At 55.5% G+C, this 17,627-nt stretch carries 17 protein-coding genes; 11 read left to right on the plus strand and 6 right to left on the minus strand.

Annotation, left to right across the window (positions count from 1 at the left end):
- Nucleotides 1-7 precede the first annotated feature (7 nt).
- The 4 genes from metH (at nt 8) to QMF38_RS03670 (ending at nt 7,317) form a co-directional block, all read left to right on the plus strand.
- Entirely contained in the window at nt 8-3,451 is a 3,444-nt protein-coding gene (gene metH / locus QMF38_RS03655; RefSeq protein ID WP_281758702.1) for a methionine synthase, read from the plus strand.
- Nucleotides 3,452-3,465: 14 nt separating this feature from the next.
- Nucleotides 3,466-5,403: a bifunctional homocysteine S-methyltransferase/methylenetetrahydrofolate reductase gene (locus QMF38_RS03660; protein ID WP_281758703.1), complete on the plus strand. Its 1,938-nt coding sequence runs from the start codon at nt 3,466-3,468 to the stop codon at nt 5,401-5,403.
- 136 nt (nt 5,404-5,539) lie between these two features.
- Nucleotides 5,540-6,142 carry a thioredoxin domain-containing protein gene (locus QMF38_RS03665; protein ID WP_281758704.1) on the plus strand — a complete coding sequence of 201 codons (603 nt, stop codon included), beginning with the start codon at nt 5,540-5,542 and terminating at the stop codon, nt 6,140-6,142.
- Between the two features lie 170 nt (nt 6,143-6,312).
- Complete coding sequence (locus QMF38_RS03670; protein WP_281758705.1) at nt 6,313-7,317, plus strand: GGDEF domain-containing protein; 1,005 nt, start codon at nt 6,313-6,315, stop codon at nt 7,315-7,317.
- Nucleotides 7,318-7,350: 33 nt separating this feature from the next.
- Here the strand turns inward: QMF38_RS03670 and QMF38_RS03675 are convergent, their stop codons facing one another.
- The 3 genes from QMF38_RS03675 to QMF38_RS03685 all read right to left on the minus strand — a co-directional run bounded on the left by QMF38_RS03675 (nt 7,351) and on the right by QMF38_RS03685 (nt 8,239).
- Nucleotides 7,351-7,650 carry a Dabb family protein gene (locus QMF38_RS03675; RefSeq protein ID WP_281758706.1) on the minus strand — a complete coding sequence of 100 codons (300 nt, stop codon included), beginning with the start codon at nt 7,648-7,650 and terminating at the stop codon, nt 7,351-7,353.
- A gap of 87 nt (nt 7,651-7,737) precedes the next feature.
- Nucleotides 7,738-7,983, minus strand: coding sequence for a hypothetical protein (locus tag QMF38_RS03680; protein ID WP_058095666.1), 246 nt, complete (start codon nt 7,981-7,983; stop codon nt 7,738-7,740).
- A 1-nt stretch (nt 7,984) separates the two neighbouring features.
- Entirely contained in the window at nt 7,985-8,239 is a 255-nt protein-coding gene (locus tag QMF38_RS03685; RefSeq protein WP_040290147.1) for a hypothetical protein, read from the minus strand.
- A 136-nt stretch (nt 8,240-8,375) separates the two neighbouring features.
- On the opposite strand from QMF38_RS03685, the gene QMF38_RS03690 reads away from it, so the two are divergent.
- The 5 genes from QMF38_RS03690 to QMF38_RS03710 are packed head-to-tail and all read left to right on the plus strand — an operon-like array spanning nt 8,376 to nt 10,337.
- Complete coding sequence (locus QMF38_RS03690; protein WP_281758707.1) at nt 8,376-8,726, plus strand: hypothetical protein; 351 nt, start codon at nt 8,376-8,378, stop codon at nt 8,724-8,726.
- Nucleotides 8,727-8,756: 30 nt separating this feature from the next.
- On the plus strand, nt 8,757-9,026 hold the full coding sequence (locus QMF38_RS03695; protein ID WP_281758708.1) for a hypothetical protein: 270 nt from the start codon (nt 8,757-8,759) through the stop codon (nt 9,024-9,026).
- 42 nt (nt 9,027-9,068) lie between these two features.
- A complete protein-coding gene (locus tag QMF38_RS03700; protein WP_006447634.1) occupies nt 9,069-9,563 on the plus strand; it encodes an Hsp20/alpha crystallin family protein in 495 nt (164 codons plus the stop codon).
- 19 nt (nt 9,564-9,582) lie between these two features.
- Nucleotides 9,583-9,831, plus strand: a complete 249-nt coding sequence (locus QMF38_RS03705) for a hypothetical protein (RefSeq protein ID WP_006447633.1) — start codon at nt 9,583-9,585, stop codon at nt 9,829-9,831.
- Entirely contained in the window at nt 9,828-10,337 is a 510-nt protein-coding gene (locus tag QMF38_RS03710) for a hypothetical protein (RefSeq protein WP_058095662.1), read from the plus strand. Before QMF38_RS03705 ends, QMF38_RS03710 begins: the two co-directional genes overlap by 4 nt.
- A 104-nt stretch (nt 10,338-10,441) precedes the next feature.
- Here QMF38_RS03710 and QMF38_RS03715 read toward each other — a convergent pair whose 3' ends face one another.
- From QMF38_RS03715 to QMF38_RS03725, 3 genes are read right to left on the minus strand one after another with little or no spacing between them, the layout of a single operon-like run.
- Nucleotides 10,442-11,428, minus strand: coding sequence for an electron transfer flavoprotein subunit alpha/FixB family protein (locus QMF38_RS03715; RefSeq protein WP_281758709.1), 987 nt, complete (start codon nt 11,426-11,428; stop codon nt 10,442-10,444).
- Nucleotides 11,429-11,451: 23 nt separating this feature from the next.
- The gene (locus QMF38_RS03720; protein WP_281758710.1) at nt 11,452-12,225 is read right to left on the minus strand and encodes an electron transfer flavoprotein subunit beta/FixA family protein; all 774 of its coding nucleotides are present in this window, start codon (nt 12,223-12,225) and stop codon (nt 11,452-11,454) included.
- 26 nt (nt 12,226-12,251) lie between these two features.
- Nucleotides 12,252-12,848 carry a TetR/AcrR family transcriptional regulator gene (locus QMF38_RS03725; RefSeq protein ID WP_058095659.1) on the minus strand — a complete coding sequence of 199 codons (597 nt, stop codon included), beginning with the start codon at nt 12,846-12,848 and terminating at the stop codon, nt 12,252-12,254.
- Nucleotides 12,849-13,045: 197 nt separating this feature from the next.
- Between QMF38_RS03725 and QMF38_RS03730 the strand changes: the two genes are divergently transcribed.
- Both QMF38_RS03730 and QMF38_RS03735 read left to right on the plus strand, forming a co-directional pair.
- On the plus strand, nt 13,046-15,211 hold the full coding sequence (locus QMF38_RS03730; protein WP_281758711.1) for a (Fe-S)-binding protein: 2,166 nt from the start codon (nt 13,046-13,048) through the stop codon (nt 15,209-15,211).
- Nucleotides 15,208-17,601 (plus strand): 3-hydroxyacyl-CoA dehydrogenase/enoyl-CoA hydratase family protein, encoded by a 2,394-nt coding sequence (locus QMF38_RS03735; RefSeq protein ID WP_281758712.1) that lies wholly within the window; start codon nt 15,208-15,210, stop codon nt 17,599-17,601. The genes QMF38_RS03730 and QMF38_RS03735 overlap by 4 nt, the downstream gene beginning before the upstream one ends.
- Nucleotides 17,602-17,627: the final 26 nt, after the last annotated feature.

Here is a 17,627-nt window from a genome sequence, read left to right on the forward strand (position 1 = left end):
GAGAGACATGACATTCGAACTGGAACGGGTGTTGGCGGAGAGAATCGTCATCTTGGATGGCGCCATGGGCACGATGATCCAACAGGCAAACCTGCACCCTCATGACTTCGGGGGCGCGGCCTACGACGGCTGCAATGAATATTTAAATATAACTCGCCCGGACTTCATCCGAGGCATTCACCTGGCATATCTGGAGGCCGGGGCTGATGTCATCGAGACGAATTCGTTTGGCAGTACGCCGCTCGTCTTGTCCGAATACGGGCTTGCCGAGCAGGCGTTTGCCATCAGCAAGCGGGCGGCAGAACTCGCACGCGAAGCGGCGGATGCCCTGACGACCGCCGAATGGCCCCGCTTCGTCGCCGGATCGATGGGACCGACGACGAAGAGTCTGTCGGTGACCGGCGGTGCGACGTTCGATGAACTCGTCGACAGTTACCGCGTTCAGGCATTGGGGCTGATGGCGGGCGGTTGCGACTTTTTGATGATCGAAACCGCGCAGGACATGCTCAACGTCAAGGCCGCCGGGCGTGCTATCGAGCTGGCGGCCCGCGAGTTAAAGCGCACAATTCCCGTCATGGTCAGCGGTACCATCGAGGCGATGGGGACGACCCTGGCCGGCCAAAATATCGAGGCCTTTTATTTGTCGGTCGAGCACTTGCGTCCGTTCGCCATTGGGATGAATTGTGCGACGGGACCCGAGTTAATGCGCGATCATATGCGGGCGCTCGCCGGGCTCGCGTCGTGCGCCGTCGGTTGCCATCCGAACGCAGGCTTGCCAGACGAAGAAGGCCGTTATCTGGAAACGCCGTTTGCGTTCGCCAAGAAGATGGCAGACTTCGCCCATGAGGGTTGGCTGAATATGGCGGGCGGTTGCTGTGGAACGACGCCCGATCACATTCGCGAATTGCGCAGGCAGTTGTCTGGGCTTAGTCCGCGCCAGGCCGTGCCTATGCACGTGCACGCAGTCGCAGGTATGGAGGCGCTGTTGTTGCAAGATGACGCGCGACCGGTCATCGTCGGGGAGCGAACCAATGTGATTGGATCGCGCAAATTTCGCAAGCTCATCGCGGATGGCGATTACGACGCTGCGGCCGAGATCGCACGCGTGCAGGTTCGGGCTGGCGCCCAAGTGGTGGACATCTGTCTGGCCGATCCGGACCGCGACGAGATGGCGGACATGTTGCAATTGATCCCGCTCGCGGTGCGCAAGGTGAAGGTACCCATGATGATTGATTCGACCGATCCGGCGGTCGTCGAGAGCGCCTTAAAGCATATTCAGGGCAAGGCCATCATCAATTCGACGAATCTGGAGGACGGCGAACCTAGATTGGCTCGTTACGCGGAGTTGGCGCGCGCTTATGGTGCGGCTCTGGTCGTCGGCACCATCGACGAACGCGGCATGGCCGTGACGCGCGAACGCAAAGTCGAGATCGCCAAGCGTGCCGTTTCGTTACTGACCGAGCGCTACGGTTTGCGCAAGCAGGACATTCTGATCGATCCGCTGACATTCCCGGTCGGCACGGGCGATGAGAAGTACATTGGTTCGGCGGAGGAGACGGTTGAGGCAATTCGCATGTTGCGTGAGCAGTTGCCGGAGTGTCCGACCATCTTGGGAATTAGCAACGTGTCGTTCGGGTTGCCACCGGCTGGGCGCGAAGTGCTCAACGCCGCTTTCTTGTACCACTGTACTCGAGCAGGTTTGGGCTATGCCATCGTCAACAGCGAACGCTTGGAACGATATGCTTCGATTCCAGAAGATGAGCGCGATCTCTGCGATCGACTGCTGTTTGCGACGAGCGACGAGCTTGTCGCCGAATTCACTGCAAGGTTTCGGGAGAAACGCGTGGCAGTCAAAGCGGCAAAGGAATCGTTGTCGCTTGAAGAGCGGATTGCCTCGTACGTAGTCGAGGGGTCGAAAGATGGTTTGTTTGCCGATCTCGACCAGGCACTTGCACGTTACGCCCCGCTCGACATTATCAATGGACCATTGATGGACGGCATGAACGAGGTTGGCCGTCTCTTTAACAACAATGAGCTGATTGTCGCAGAAGTGTTGCAAAGCGCCGAAGTGATGAAGGCGGCCGTCTCCTATCTCGAGCCGCACATGGAAAAGGCCGACGTCCAAGCGAAAGGCAGACTGGTGTTGGCGACGGTGAAGGGCGACGTGCACGATATCGGCAAAAACTTGGTCGAGATCATTCTTGCCAACAACGGGTTTGAGGTGATCAACCTCGGCATCAAAGTGCCGCCAGAGCAGTTGATTCAGGCGATTCGCGAACACAAGCCCGACATGGTGGGCCTCTCTGGACTGCTCGTTAAATCGGCACAACAAATGGTCGTAACGGCGGAGGACTTTGCCCACGCCGGCTTCGACATCCCGCTGTTGGTGGGTGGGGCGGCATTGACGAAAAAGTTCACGCTAACGAAAATTGCAGACAAATATACGGGTCCCGTCATTTACGCGAAAGATGCGATGGAAGGACTCGATATAGCCAATCAATTGGTAAGTGCGCAACGCGATCAACTCATTAACCGCGTGGCCGAAGAGCGTAAGGCTTTTGCCGACATGGCGGGAGGGCGTGTGAGCAGCCAGGCATCGTCACAGGTGCATAGGCGTTCCGGTATTCGCCGCGATGCACCAATCTATTTGCCCCCCGATTTAGATCGACACGTGTTGCGCGACTATCCGCTCAAGCTATTGCGTCCATACTTAAATCTGCAAATGCTCCTAGGAAAACACCTAGGACTGACAGGCAATGTGGAAAAGCGGATCGCGAACAAAGACAGGCAAGCCATAGAGCTGTTGCAGATGGTGGAAGAGATTTTGCAGGATGCAGAGGCGCAGCAACTTGTCCGTGCCCACGCGGTGTACCAGTTTATGCCCGCGATGGCCGACGGCGACGAGATCGTCGTTTTTGATCGCGATGGCAAGTCGGAGCGGGCACGCATCGCGTTTCCGCGGCAGGCCAAAGACCCATATCTCTGTGTGGCTGACTTTGTGCGTCCTCAGGGAAGTGGCACGGATTATCTCGCCATGTTTGCCTTGACGACCGGAGGAGCCATTCGCGCCGAGTCGGAACGCTTAAAGGCGGAGGGTAGCTATTTACGCGCGCATGCCCTGCAGGCCATCGCTTTAGAGCTTGCGGAGGCTTTTGCGGAACGTCTACATCAACAACTTCGCGACATGTGGGGATTCCCCGATCCGATGTCGATGACGATGCGAGAACGGTTTATCGCGCGTTACCAGGGCATTCGCGTGTCGTTTGGATATCCGGCATGTCCGGATTTGGAACAGCAGCAGATTTTATTCTCACTGCTGAAACCGGAGGATATCGGCATGGCCTTGACCGACGGCTTCATGATGGATCCAGAAGCATCTGTGTCGGCGCTCGTGTTTAGTCATCCGGAGGCGCGCTATTTTAACGTGGAAGCCGATTCATCGGCTGGATGAAGGGAGACAGCGGGATGCCATCAGGCGGTTGGGAGACATGGGCGAAAGTTCCTCGCGAGTTGGCGGTCGCCGGTGGCCGTTACGTCATCTTCGATGGGGCGATGGCGACCTATTTACACCAGTGTGGGGTACCGATCCGCGTCTGCGCGGAAGAATTGAATTTGTCGAAGCCACGGCTCATCGAGCAAATTCATCGTGCATATGTCGAGGCCGGTGCAACGGTCGTGCAAACGAACACCTTCGCCGCGAATCGCCTCGATCTCGCGCGCCACGGGCTCGACGCCCAAACCGTAGCCATCAACGAGCAAGCCGTCCTCACGGCGCGCGCAGCTGTGGCGGATCGCGCCAGCGTCTATGGCACAATGGGTCCAGCAGCTGGCGGCACCCGTTACGGTGCACTATTGACGGCCGATGAGCGATCTCGCTTAAGCCAGGTGTACGAGGAGCAGGCTTTGGCCTTGATCGAAGCGGGCGTCGACGGCATCGTGCTTGAAACGTTCCCAGATCTTGAAGAACTACTGTTGGCCCTTCGGGTTGTCCGTGTCATGGCGCCGCAATTGCCGATTGTAGCCAACCTCTCACCAGAAGAAGTCGGTGTTACGCGCGACGGGGTATTGTTGACGAAGGCCTTTGCGACATTGCGAGAAGCTGGGGCGTCTGTTGTCGGCCTGAACTGCCGGCTTGGCCCATACGGCATTCTGCGCTCGTTTGAGCAAATCGTGTTCGACGATGGCCCTTATGCCGCGGTGCCAAACGGAGGGATTTTGCACCGGAGCGAATCGGAAGGCTTGGCCTATACGGGCGATGTCGACGACTTTGCCCGTGTCATGTCCGACATTGCCCGGCTCGGTGTACGCTGGCTTGGGGGTTGTTGCGGGACGACTCCCGAGCACATCCATAAACTGGTCCTCGCACTGCAAGCGCAGAATAGCCGAGAGACTTGGGCGGAACCGCCTCAAAAGCCATCGTCCATACACGTGGTAGCGGACAATCGGCGCGACGAGATGGAGGGTGTGGGTGCGGAAACTCCGCTAGGACCGTCGATCGTCGACACGCTAAAGGAGAGGACCGCCGTCATTGTCGAGCTCGATCCGCCAAAGCATCTATCGGCCGCGCGGTTTTTAGCCGGTGCCACGGCGCTGTCCGAAGCTGGTGCGGATATGATCACGATGGCGGACAACTCGCTTGGTTCTGTGCGCATATCAAATATGGCCTTGGCGAGTGTGCTCAAACAGCGCGGCATCGAACCGCTTGTACACGTGACCTGCCGCGATCGCAATCTCATTGGGCAGCAGTCACATCTCATGGGATTGCATGTGCTCGGCGTTCGCAACATTTTACTGATTACAGGGGATCCGTCACGCTATGGCGACTTGCCCGGCGCAACCAGCGTCTATGACGTCTCGTCGATGGATTTGACGAAAATGGTGCGCAAGCTGAACGATGGCGTAGGCTTCTCCGGCAAACCGTTGCAGCGCCCGGCGCAGTTCGTGATCGGCACTGCGTTTAACCCCCATGTTCACAACTTCGCCAAGGCGGTCGATCGTTTGCGGCGCAAAGTCGAAGCTGGGGCGGACTTTGTGATGACACAACCGGTGTACGATCCGGCCTTGATGGAGCAGATTGCCGAAGCGACAAGAGATTTGGGCGTCCCGATTCTGATTGGTATCATGCCGTTGACCAGCGCCCGCAATGCCGAGTTTATTCACCATCAGGTACCTGGTATCTCTATTCCTGCCGAAATTTTGTCGCGTATGCGGGAGACGGCCCCTGAAGAAGCTCAAGAGGTGGGGGTGGAGATCGCAAAATCATTGGTGGATCGCGCCCTTACCTGTTATCGGGGGATTTATTTGGTGACGCCGTTTCTTAAGTTTGAGATTACGGTGCGCCTTACGGCCTACATTCGCGAGCGTACGGCAACCGCTGTGGCGTCGGCGGCGCGACGCGAATGATAAAGCTGGATGGAACCCGTTCGCGATCTATTTCTCCTATACACCGTGTTTGTACACCGCACGTCGTTGCACCTGTCTTCGCATTCGGATAGGGTAAAGGAGGCAGCAGACTTTCGTTCTGAAATGAGGTCGGATTATGCGAAGGTTCGGTGTAATAACCATCTTGTGTGCCGCTTTGGCGCTTGGCACGGTCTCGGGCTGCGGGACCGCCGGCGCCGCAAACCAGTCTGGCGGCGCCAAGGTGGTGCGGAATCAGGTTCATCCGCTTGTTTTCCAAAATAGGACAAGCGACAACATCATTGCTCCTGACGCCAAGTTAGACCCGCAGCCAGTCGAAGGCTCCCTGTATAAGGATGTCCTTGTGCTGCAAGCCAATGGCAAGTCGGCGCATCTTGACGTTGCCCACGGCCCACTTCTGTTTGTCGCCTATTGGTGCCCCCATTGCCAGCGCACACTTCAACTGTTGACCAAGTTGCAATCGCAACTTAAACAAATTCCAACCTTGGTCGCCGTCGGATATCCGAGTGGCGCAACACTGGCTGACGCGGTTCGTATTGATCGCGCCGAACGAGCACAGCTACACCTAGCTAACTTTCCTACATACTACATGCTCGCACCAAATGCCGGAGATAAGTACGCCCCACTGGGATATCCCACGCTCGTGTACCGTCAAGGTGGACAGACCTTCAGCCTTTTTGGTGAGCATACGTCTGCAATCTGGAAACAAGTATTATCTTAAATGGATGAAACGTGTTTTCAGTTGTGAGGCGGCGAGCAGGAACGGAATTTCGCACGTCGAATTTCAGTATTGAACTTATGTGATCTAAGATTCGGTGCAGGTATCTGACGTCCGTCGATGACATGGAACCAACCATTGGCCGGACGTTGGTCATCGCGGGAGATGGAGACATGGAAGCCAACTTGCTGCGCAGGCTTTATGCTCATACGAGGGAATGGGGCAGAGCCCAGCGCGGAATCGAACTGCTGGAACTCGCTGGCGAGGCTTTACGAGAATTTGGGCAAATCGACACCGGCTGTTTTATTTACAGAAAGCGTGGTATTGAAACAGACTTCGTTCCGCAGCCTCCGGCTGCTTTTGCGCCCTGGGGTGCATTCGCAGATGATGGCCAGTTTGTCAGTGGACTTCGTTCCCTCTTCGAAACGAGCCTCACGCTTGACGTTCCTACGGATCGTTGGTTGTTGGCAGAAGACATACCCAATCCATCACTTGCCGAGCTCGTCCGTGGCTACGGGTTGTTGGAATTTGGCGTATGGCCCATTTATTCACGCGAAGAAGTGCGTGGTGCTATCCTTGTTGCCCGCACACGAGCCGCGACGCGGATAACGGCCGAGATGAGCAATGCGCTCGTTGACGCCTGTGCTGCACAGGTATCGCTGGCACTGGATATGATCATGGCCTTGCGGATCGCTGAACATGCCAGCCAACGCGATTTGCTTACGGGTGCTTGGAATCGCCGCGGTATTGAAAGCCGAGTCCCACGCTTGGTCAATCATCATCGTTCGCGGTTGCATGATAAAGAACATCTGATCCTCGGGTTGGTCGATGTCGACAATTTCAAAGAGATCAACGATACGTACGGACACCCAACCGGTGATCGCGTGCTTCGCAACATTGTGCGTGCCATTTCGACGTGCGTGGACGCTGGTGGTCTCATCGGCCGCCTGGGGGGCGATGAGTTTATCATTCTTTGCCAGTCGAAGGTGCATTGGCACGATTTCATGGTGCAGATTCAGAACGTCGTTGGCAATCGTGCCAACGGGCTTTATGCGGTCTCTGTAGGCGGTGCGGAATGGGGGGTAGATGGCACGACGTTTGAGGCGTGCTATGCGAAAGCCGACGAGCGGCTCTATGCGAACAAACGCGCACGCAAGGAGGCGGCGGTGCATCGTTAGATGTCCAGCCGCCTTGTACGTCTGATCTTTGTTTCAGCTTTCGATTGGGAAGTCGACGACGATAATGTCCGTTCTCCCCATCTCCAGGCTATACTGAACCAATTCCTGGTGCTTAGGGTGAGGTCCATAGGCATCGAGGGCTGCGCGGTCGACAAAACGCACCGTTAATCCGACTTGGAAACCTTGATTGCGCCCAGTCGTATCGCGGCCAATGGCGACATCCACGATACCTGGGATATGCTCGGGGAATTGACGAGCCATGGCGTATAAGGTATTGAGTTGGTCTTTTGAAGGTTCGGACGCAAATCGGAAGAGTACCATATGTTCGTACATGCAAAGATACCTCCACTTCGATTGTCCCCATCAGTGTACCACCGTTAGGTCGTTTCATCGAAATTCAAGGTCACTGACGACGCGTTATCATCCGAAGCGAAACGTGTCTTTGACATCTGTGTCATACATGACACCGTTATACACACTAGCCTGGTCGACATTGATGCTTCGCTGCGTGGGGAGCCAGTTTGCAGACCCAAAAATAGCAGCCTGCCCCTGGTTTGTCTTCGCACTTGCATCAAAGCCGCCAAACGTATGCGCTCCCACCCAGACGCCAGCGTTCTGTTGAGGTACGTTGCTCACAATGTGTTTTCCGATGATCCACGTTGGCATGTCAGTCGCCTCTTTTTACAGACAGTGTTGGTTTCCTATCGCGATCGTCAATGGCTCCGTCGAGCCACGTCCATCCACTCAGGTTTGCTGCGTACCAATTGGGGCATATGTTCCAAAATCCATAAACACTCGCGCGGCCGCGGTCGATTTTCATATTGGCGTCGAATCCTCCGTGTGCTGTGATGCCGACAAATAATCCTGCATTTTGTTGTGCGGAATTGTGATCGATGCGGTCTACGAGAATCCATGTGGGCATACTCCCACCCCCGTCTTCTCGCCGATTGTATGCGCCTGCTCGAGCGTGCAGAACCGCCACACGCCACGCTGAGGCGTAAAAGTGCGGCTCGTACATATACATGAAACGAGGCCGAGCGCCCGTAGGAGGAAGTGCGATGCTGGGTTTTCGCAGGCATAGACGCGAACGCGAGATGGTGGCTCGTCTGGAAGAACTCGTGCAAGCCGTGCGCGATGCCTTGGACGAACAGTCGAAACATACAGTACAGGTGACGGTTCAGCATCTGCATGTCGACCAGGTTGCGCTTCGAGAATTGCTATTTCGCGTGGACCATTTCGACATTGATGAACTGAGTGGGACGCTCAATTTCGGAAATAACTTCGGTATTGAGAATCCAGGTGCGAAGGGAATTGAGGCGCAACCTTCCTCTCCAAGCGGGATCGCGCAAACGGGGACGGGATATCGCGTATCGTTCACAGACACGAACGCACAGGCAAGCGATACGTAAATCACGCATTTTTGACAGGGAGGGGAACGCGTGAGCAACGCGCTGTCACCGACTTTCATCATCGGCAGCATTCAGATTCATCAGATTTCAGGTGCATCCTGTCTCAACATGGGCAACACCTGGGCATCGGGTTTCCAGAACCATTCGAAACATAATCAAGGCTTTGGCAACGTGTACGGCGAAAAATCTGCAATTCACGGAAATCGAACGCTCCAAAATGACCCGGATGGGCTGGACCTCGCAGTATTACCCGAACATGTGCGGCCATCCTGGCTATCCAGTTGGCTGTCCGGCCGTTAGGCTGCTGCCTGCGGTCATAGCTGTGATTCGGAGGCGTCTAGCTTGAACAAGTCTAACAATCCTTTTGATTTTATCAATCAACTCGGCGACTTAGGAGACATGCGAAAGTTTTTAGGGCAGGACTTTTTCAAAAACCTCCCATTACCGAACATGCAGAGCATGCCTTTTTTTCAGGAGGAGCGAACTGCATCCGAGTTTCCTGCCATCGATTTATACAATCGCAGCACGGAACTCATTGCCGCAATTGCGCTGCCCGGGTTAAAGTCTGCTTCCGACGTCGCACTCAGCGTTCGATCGCGATTTTTGCGCGTACGGGGCACGGTGCCGAATTACTTTTCCGGCACACACGAACAGAAGATGATGTCCGAAATCTTCCATGGCGCGTTTGACCGCGAGATCGAGTTGCCCGAGCGCGTACTACCGGATTCGACGAAGGCGATGTACCGAAGTGGGCTTTTAGTCGTCTACTTGCAAAAAGACCAGGCGCGCGAACAGCCAGGTGACGCGATCGCGATCGACTTTTCGGGCGACGAATAAGGGGAAGGGGTCGAGGCACGTGCCGACACTGATTTCATTCGGCGCCATTTATACGAATACGCCACAGCAGAACGCGGGCGTCTTCATCGGCGAAACCAATATCACCGGCTGGGATGCACACGCGAAGTCCAACAGCGGCCACGGTGCCGTCTTTGGTGCTGGGAATGCGCTGATCGCAGGGTTAAACTTCAATTTCGACGGCTTGGAGTTGATTGACGGCGTGATCATGGATCAGGATCTAAAACCCAGTTGGAGCGTACAGTTATGATGGCGAAGGGTATATCGACTTGGCTGCCATTACAACTGCAGATCGATTCCGTACAAAGCTCATCGGCTGTGAACGTCGGTGGGCAGAACATCGTCTACGGGCTTAGTGCACATAGCAAATCGAACACAGGCTTTGGCGATCTTGGCTCACATAGCGTGGTGGCATACAACAGGACTTTACTCCATGACGCGGACGCTATTGATACGCCGATTGATGATCGCGATGTGCATGTGTTAGCTGAGCACCATGCCGCGCCCGTGGAAACGCACGTCGCGTTTCAGGGAATGAACATCAGTAGCATGCAGCAAAATGCAGGGGTCTTTGTCGGCGACAGCCGCATTACGGGATGGGACCAACATCAGAAAACGAATAAGGCCACTGGTGACGTGTACGGTGATCATAACGAGGAAGCGTGCAACGTCAATATCAACTTCGACACCGACGTGATCGACGCCTTGATTCACGATGATGACGTCAAGACGGGGCTGTTCTCGCGCATGGGTTAACCACCCAAGTGTCTTGGCACGGCAAGTCGGCCACACGATGGCGAAGGTTTGACGTCGGCTGTGCCGCAAGAGTTGCGGCACAGCGACGAATCCGAAGGCAGCGCTTACGAGCGAACCGCGGCGATCTTTTCTCGCAGCTTTTCTGTTAGTTTGGGGACGATCTCGAACAAGTCGCCAACTACACCGTAGTCTGCGATGTCGAAGATCGGCGCTTCGCCATCCTTGTTAATTGCAATAATCAGTTTGGACTGGCTCATGCCGGCGAGGTGCTGGATGGCACCGCTAATGCCGCACGCGATATAGACGTCCGGCGTGACCACTTTGCCGGTCTGGCCGATTTGCAAGCTGTAGTCGCAGTAGCCTGCATCGCAGGCAGCGCGCGAAGCTCCGAGGGCACCGTCGAGCACTTCAGTCAGTTCGGCAAGCGGCGCAAAGCCGTCCGCGCTACGCACGCCGCGGCCGCCGGAGACGACCACTTTTGCTTCCGTGAGGTCGCGCGTGTCACTGCTCTTGCGCTGAACGTCGACGACCTGGCTGCGCATGGGCGTCGGCTCGGTATAGGTTCGTTTGACGATAGGGGCGGCTGCACCGTTCGTTGCATCGGCTTGGAGGTTGTTCGGACGGATCGTCACCACCCATGGACCAGTTAGGAAGCGCTTTGTTTCAAATGCCTTGCCAGCGTATATTGGACGCTTGAATGTGACGTCTTCGCCAACCGCTTCAATCGCGACGACGTCGGAAATCTGGCCAGCATCAAGATGGCATGCGATCTTCGGTGCAAGGTCGCGGCCGCTTGCCGTGTGCGGAAGAATGACGATATCCGGCTTAACTTCGTCGATGACCGGTTGCACTGCCGCGAAATAATGTTCAGCCTCGTACGAGACAAGTATATCTGCGGCAACACACACGACTTGCGATTGTTCATGGTCGGCGAGTTGTTGCGCCGCAGCATCGACGTTGTCGCCAACGAGCACGGAGACGATGTTGCCGCCGTCGCCGGCTAGTTGCCTTGCTGCCGCTAAGGCTTCAAGCGACACCTGGCGCAGCTTTTGATCTTTTTGCTCTGCGATGACAAGCACTGTTTTTCCCATAGCTCTTCTCCTCCTGTCAATATTCAGCGAGCGCCGGCCTGGCCGGTGGCTTGCAAAATGATGTCGGCGAGTTGCTCGGCTTGTGCCTCCACATCTCCACTCAGTCGTTGTCCTGCCTGACGTTTTGGCGGGAGGGAGAGATCGATGCGCGCGACACGTGGTGCGACGTCGTCTGCAGACAGACCAAGATCGCCTAAGGTAACATTTGTGAGCGGTTTCTTTTTAGCCTTCATGATGCCCGGTAGAGATGGGTAACGTGGCTCGTTAAGTCCCTGTTGTGCCGTGAAGAGAGCAGGCAATTGAACCTCCACCGTTTGCACGTCGCCGTCCACCTCCCGTACGCACGTCGCCTTGCCCCCGTCAATCGCGAGCTTCGTGATGGCGGCGACATGTGGCAGCCCGAGTTGGTGAGCGACGCGGATGGCGACTTGACCGGCACCGTTATCGATGGAGAAGTTACCTGCCAACAACACATCGAATGGCGTCTTGGCCAGGTACGCGCTGAGTGCCTTCGCGATCGCGCGCTCATCGTGTAAATCTTTCCCGTCAATCAGCACTGCTTCGTCGGCGCCCATCGCGAGAGCCGTGCGCAACGCCTGCGCGACATCTTCGTTGCCCACGCTGACGACGGTTACGGATGCACCCTGCTGCTCCTTTAAGCGGACAGCCTCTTCGACCGCGTATTCGTCATAAGGGTTGATGATCCACTTGACGCCGTCTTCGGCGATCTGGCCATCGACCAGGCGGATCCGCTCTTCTGTGTCAAACGTCTGTTTCATCAATACGATGACGTTCATATTGCAATCCCCTTTCGCAATAGGTGCTATGCGCGCAATCCGCGCAAGAAGAAATCGACCGTCTTTTCGACCTGGTCGGACAACGAGTAGCGCCGGCCGGAAATCAGCCACGACGACACAACTTCATCCATGGCGCCGAACAATAACAGGCGCGTCAGCTTCACGTCCAAGTCGGGCCGAAAGACACCTTGATCGATCCCGCGCACCAAGACATCTTCAATCAATTGAATATATGGCTTGAGTGCGTTGCTAATTTCTCGATGCAAATCCAACGAGCTCTGACGCAGTTCCAGCTGAGTTACCTTCGCGAGATCAACATTCTTTTCAAGTTCTGTGAAGTGTAGTTCGCAAATTTTACGGATGGCGTCGTCTGCGCGATCGTCTTCGTGGATGTGTTCGTGAAACATGCGAACCAGGTTGCCCAGCTTTTCACGAAACAGCGACACCAGAATGTCTTCTTTGCTCTTGAAGTACAAATAGATAGTGCCGTCAGCCACGCCCGCCTCGCGTGCGATTTTGGAAACCTGAGAGCCAAAATAACCGTATTCGGCAAAGATTTTCAAGGCCGCACTGAGGATGGCATCGTATTTTTCGCGTTTTTTCTCTGCCAATCCACTTGTCATGCATTCACCTCGGTGCTAATATCTTTGTCAAAGAATGAATGAATGCTCATTCATTTTTGTATCCTCATAGTAAATGCCGTGGACGCGAATGTCAATTGCGCAACAGGGGCTTCATCATCTGTGCTGAAAGCGGTTGCGGACAAGTCCTTTATGGCATGAATGTACAGGCTTTTTCGAGGAAGGATGTGATGGACAGGATGACAGCTGTCAATGATATTGCTTTCGCGTTGGTGGTGGCCTACGCACTGTATTTGTTTGGCATCGTTGTCTACCGACGCTATCAATACTTGCTGCTTGGCAAACCAGTAGCCGTCGATGCGCATTCCGGTATAGGTGGCTTTGTCGCACAGGTATTTGGCCAAAAGAAGTTGTTTAAGGATGCAAAAAGTGGCGCGATGCACTTTGTCATGTTTTACGGCTTCATCATTCTGCAATTTGGCGCACTTGATCTCATTGCGAAGGGACTCACAGGAGGAAAACACATTCCGTATCCCGCATACGAATCCTTCTCGTTCTGCCAAGAATGTGTGGCGATTCTCATCCTCTTGGCAACCGCCTATGCGGCCTATCGCCGCTATGGAGAACGCCTAAAGCGTCTAAAGCGGGGCTTTAAGCCAAGTATTGTCCTGCTCCTGATCACAGGCTTGATGGTCTGTGTACTGCTGGACCTATCGTTTGAGCGCGTGTGGCATCACGAAGCCGCTTCGTGGTATGGCCCCATCTCTTCGCTGTTGGCGAGCGCGCTGTCTGGTATCGGCACGACGGCGGCCGAGGTCTGCTTCTATGTGTTTTGGTGGTTGCATTTATGTATTCTTTTGACATTCCTCATTTATGTTCCGCAGTCCAAACATTTTCATCTTATGGTTGCGCCGATTAACGTCTTTCTTCGGCGCAAACATGCACCAGGGCGGCTGCGTTCGCTCGATCTCGAAGACGAAAATGCGGAGTCGTTTGGCGTTGGTCAAATTGAAGATTTCAACCGCAAGCAGATGCTCGACTTTTTCGCCTGTGTCGAGTGCGGACGTTGCACCAATGTCTGCCCGGCGTCGAACACGGGTAAACCGCTGTCGCCTATGCATTTGATTGTCAAGATGCGCGATCACCTTCTGGAAAAGGGTGCCGCGGTAACCCATACCAAGGCGTTTGAGCCAGCTTATCTGTTGCCACAACACGATGGCGCTGCGCACAAGATGGCCGCGGGTGGCGAAGACATTGACTTTCCAAGCGATGCTTTGGTCGACATCGAGCCCACGCTGCACTGGCAAAAAGAGTCATGGGCATTGCAGGAGGCAGACGTTTCCACACTCAACCTCATTGGGGATGTCATTACCGAAGATGAGATTTGGGCCTGCACGACATGTCGCAATTGCGAAGATCAGTGTCCCGTCGACAACGAGCACGTCGATAAGATTATCGACCTTCGCCGTTACCTCGTTTTGATGGAAGGAAGCATGCCGAACGAGGCGAAACGCGCTATGCAAAACATCGAGCGGCAAGGAAATCCCTGGGGTCTCAGCCGCAATGAACGCAGTAACTGGACCCATGGGCTCGATGTTCCTGTGCCGACGGTTCATGAAAATCCTGATTTTGAATACCTGCTGTTCGTCGGTTCCATGGGTTCTTACGATCGCCGAGTGCGCAAGGTCACACATGCGTTTGTGCGGTTGTTGCACGAGGCTGGCGTCAACTTCGCCATCTTGGGTGACGAAGAAAACGGTTCGGGTGATACGCCGCGACGCCTTGGCAATGAAATGCTGTTTCAGCAGCTTGCCATGGAAAACATCGCGACGTTTCAACAATATGGCGTGCGCAAAATTGTCACCGCATGCCCACACACATTTAATACGTTGAAAAATGAGTATCCCGAATTTGGGATGGAGGGAGTTGAAGTTTACCATCACACGCAGTTGCTTGCTGAATTAGTCAAGCAAGGCAAGTTGCGTCCAACCCATCGCTTACACGAACGTGTGGTCTACCACGACGCGTGCTACCTGGGACGCTACAATGGCGTGTTCGACGCTCCACGGGAGATTTTAGAAGCTATTCCTGGCGTCGAACTGGTGGAAATGGAACGCAACCGAGAAAACGCCATGTGCTGCGGCGCTGGAGGCGGCCGCATGTGGATGGAGGAGACCAGGGGCAAGCGTATCAATTTAGCTCGCACGCAACAGGCCCTGGCAGTCAATCCAACCGTAATCGGAAGCGCTTGCCCGTATTGTCTCACGATGATGGAAGACGGGACGAAGCTCACCGAAACGGATGACACCGTAAAGGCGCGCGACGTCGCAGAACTTCTGGCGTCATCCGTATTTGCTGAGGATGTCCGGCAGAACAAGGAAGACGAGGAGGTAGGAGCTCGATGAGACACATTCGCAAAGCTGCCGTCATTGGCTCAGGCGTCATGGGTGCCGCTATCGCGGCGCACTTGGCCAACGTCGGAATTCCCTGCTTGTTGCTAGATTTGGTTCCGACTTCGCTCACCGCGGAAGAGGAGCGACGCGGCTTGACGCTCGACCATCCGGCCGTGCGCAACCGTTTGGCGACACAGGCAATCGCCAGATTGCACAAAGCGAGCCCGGCGCCGCTGTATCGCCCCGAGTTCGCACAACGTATTCAACCAGGCAACTTGGAGGACGATCTCGCAAAAATTTCCGAGGTCGACTGGGTTATTGAGGTGATTGTCGAAAGCCTGGAGCCAAAGCGACAGTTACTTGAGCGCATTGAGAAATATTGGCGACCTGGCACGATTGTCAGCTCCAATACGTCAGGGATTTCGATCAACAAGATGGTTGCAGGGCGCAGTGACGCGTTCCGACGTAACTTCCTGGGAACGCATTTCTTTAATCCGCCGCGCTACATGAAGCTGCTCGAGGTCATTCCCGGCACCGACACAGATCCAGAACTCGTCGACTTTATGGCCGATTTTGCAACCCGCAGGCTTGGTAAAGGCGTCGTGATCGCGAAAGACACGCCGAACTTTATTGCCAATCGAATTGGTACGTATGGACTGCTCGTGACATTTGAAGAAATGCAAAAGGGCGGCTTTTCGATCGAGGAAGTGGATGCTGTGACGGGACCGGCGCTGGGGCGTCCGCGCAGTGCGACGTTCCGCACACTCGACTTGGTTGGGATCGATACCTTTGTACACGTCGCATACAACGTCCACGCCCACGTATCGGATCCCGTCGAGCAACAGGCGTTCATCGTACCGGACGCAATTCGATCAATGGTCGAACGCGGGTGGCTTGGCGAGAAGTCGGGGCAAGGTTTCTACAAAAAGGTGAAAGATGGCGGGACGACTCGCATTCTATCTCTCGATCTGGCGACCATGGAGTATCGCGAACAAGTCAAAGTGAAGTCTGCGTCGCTTGAGGCGGCCAAGGCTGCCAAAGGCGGAAAGGCGAAGGTGCAGGCTTTGCTCGCGGGCAAAGACAAGTACGCGCAACTGGCGTGGGACATCGTTAAGCGGGTGTTGGTTTATTCCGCCGAGAAGATGGGTGAGATCGCAAATTCGCCGCAAGACGTGGACGCCGCAATGCGATGGGGCTTCAACTGGGACCTCGGCCCATTCGAGTTGTGGGATGCCATCGGTCTTGTTCCCGCTGCCAAGCGGATGCAAGAAGAAGGCCTGACCTTGCCCGCGTGGGTGGAAGCCTGGATCGCCGCAGAACATAAGGCGTTTTATGAGGAGCGTGAAGGCGCTGTCTATATGCCTGTGGGCGGCATGGCTACTCCTGTACAGGTGCCTGCCGGTGTCATCGATCTCGCGTCTCTCAAACAGGCCGGCCGGGTCGTGAAACAGAATGCTGGCGCGAGCCTCGTCGACCTCGGCGATGGCGTGGCGTGTCTCGAGTTCCACTCGCAGAATAACGCAATTGGCCCGGACATTCTCGCGATGATCGAACAAAGCGTAAGCATTGTCGAGCGCGAGTTCCAAGGTCTGGTGATTGCCAATCAGGGCCGTAACTTCTGTGTTGGCGCCAATCTCATGTTGATGCTGATGGCCGCGCAGGAAGGCGACTGGGACGAGATCGACTTGTCTGTGCGCATGTTCCATAAGGCCATGACGACGCTTCGCTATTCGGCGGTGCCAGTGGTTGCAGCGCCGCACAGGATGACCCTCGGTGGCGGTGTGGAAGTATGTCTGGCTTCGTCCCGCGTGTTGCCGTCTGCTGAAACGTACTTCGGTCTGGTCGAAGTCGGTGTGGGACTGATTCCTGCAGGGGGTGGCTGCAAAGAGACAGCTCGTCGCGTGGCAGAGTCGGTCTCTGCTGATGAGGATCTGGTGCCACATCTTGCGCGGATGTTCCAGACCATCGGTACGGCTAAAGTTTCGACCAGCGGCGATGACGCCTTGGCGATGGGGTGGTTGTCCGAGACGGACCGCGTGATCGTAAACGGCGATCTACAAATTGCCGCGGCCAAAGCAGAAGTGCTACGCATGGCGGAACTCGGTTACACGCCACCTGTGCGCGACGCGCGCATTCGCGTGGCTGGCGCCGACGGCAAGGCGGTCTTGCAGATGGCGGCACGCGGCATGTGGCAAAGCGGTTACATTTCCGATCACGATTTGCTCATTGTGAACAAACTGGCACATGTTTTGGCGGGCGGGGACGTTCCTGCCGGCTCGCTGGTCAGCGAGTCGTATCTGCTTGACCTTGAGCGCGAGGCGTTTGTCAGTTTGTGTGGTGAGCCGAAAACACAGGAACGCATGCAATACATGCTCGCCAAAGGAAAGCCGCTTCGCAACTGATGAAGTGTTCGGAAAAAGGAGAGTGA

This window comes from Alicyclobacillus hesperidum subsp. aegles, from assembly GCF_027923525.1.
GTDB lineage: Bacteria > Bacillota > Bacilli > Alicyclobacillales > Alicyclobacillaceae > Alicyclobacillus > Alicyclobacillus aegles.

Bases quoted from the DNA above. Each gene is read 5' to 3' on its own strand.
- metH (WP_281758702.1), top strand. From the start codon at position 8: ATGACATTCGAACTGGAACGGGTGTTGGCGGAGAGAATCGTCATCTTG.
- QMF38_RS03660 (WP_281758703.1), top strand. From the start codon at position 3,466: ATGCCATCAGGCGGTTGGGAGACATGGGCGAAAGTTCCTCGCGAGTTG.
- QMF38_RS03665 (WP_281758704.1), top strand. From the start codon at position 5,540: ATGCGAAGGTTCGGTGTAATAACCATCTTGTGTGCCGCTTTGGCGCTT.
- QMF38_RS03670 (WP_281758705.1), top strand. From the start codon at position 6,313: ATGGAAGCCAACTTGCTGCGCAGGCTTTATGCTCATACGAGGGAATGG.
- QMF38_RS03675 (WP_281758706.1), bottom strand. From the start codon at position 7,650: ATGTACGAACATATGGTACTCTTCCGATTTGCGTCCGAACCTTCAAAA.
- QMF38_RS03680 (WP_058095666.1), bottom strand. From the start codon at position 7,983: ATGCCAACGTGGATCATCGGAAAACACATTGTGAGCAACGTACCTCAA.
- QMF38_RS03685 (WP_040290147.1), bottom strand. From the start codon at position 8,239: ATGCCCACATGGATTCTCGTAGACCGCATCGATCACAATTCCGCACAA.
- QMF38_RS03690 (WP_281758707.1), top strand. From the start codon at position 8,376: ATGCTGGGTTTTCGCAGGCATAGACGCGAACGCGAGATGGTGGCTCGT.
- QMF38_RS03710 (WP_058095662.1), top strand. From the start codon at position 9,828: ATGATGGCGAAGGGTATATCGACTTGGCTGCCATTACAACTGCAGATC.
- QMF38_RS03715 (WP_281758709.1), bottom strand. From the start codon at position 11,428: ATGGGAAAAACAGTGCTTGTCATCGCAGAGCAAAAAGATCAAAAGCTG.
- QMF38_RS03720 (WP_281758710.1), bottom strand. From the start codon at position 12,225: ATGAACGTCATCGTATTGATGAAACAGACGTTTGACACAGAAGAGCGG.
- QMF38_RS03725 (WP_058095659.1), bottom strand. From the start codon at position 12,848: ATGACAAGTGGATTGGCAGAGAAAAAACGCGAAAAATACGATGCCATC.
- QMF38_RS03730 (WP_281758711.1), top strand. From the start codon at position 13,046: ATGACAGCTGTCAATGATATTGCTTTCGCGTTGGTGGTGGCCTACGCA.
- QMF38_RS03735 (WP_281758712.1), top strand. From the start codon at position 15,208: ATGAGACACATTCGCAAAGCTGCCGTCATTGGCTCAGGCGTCATGGGT.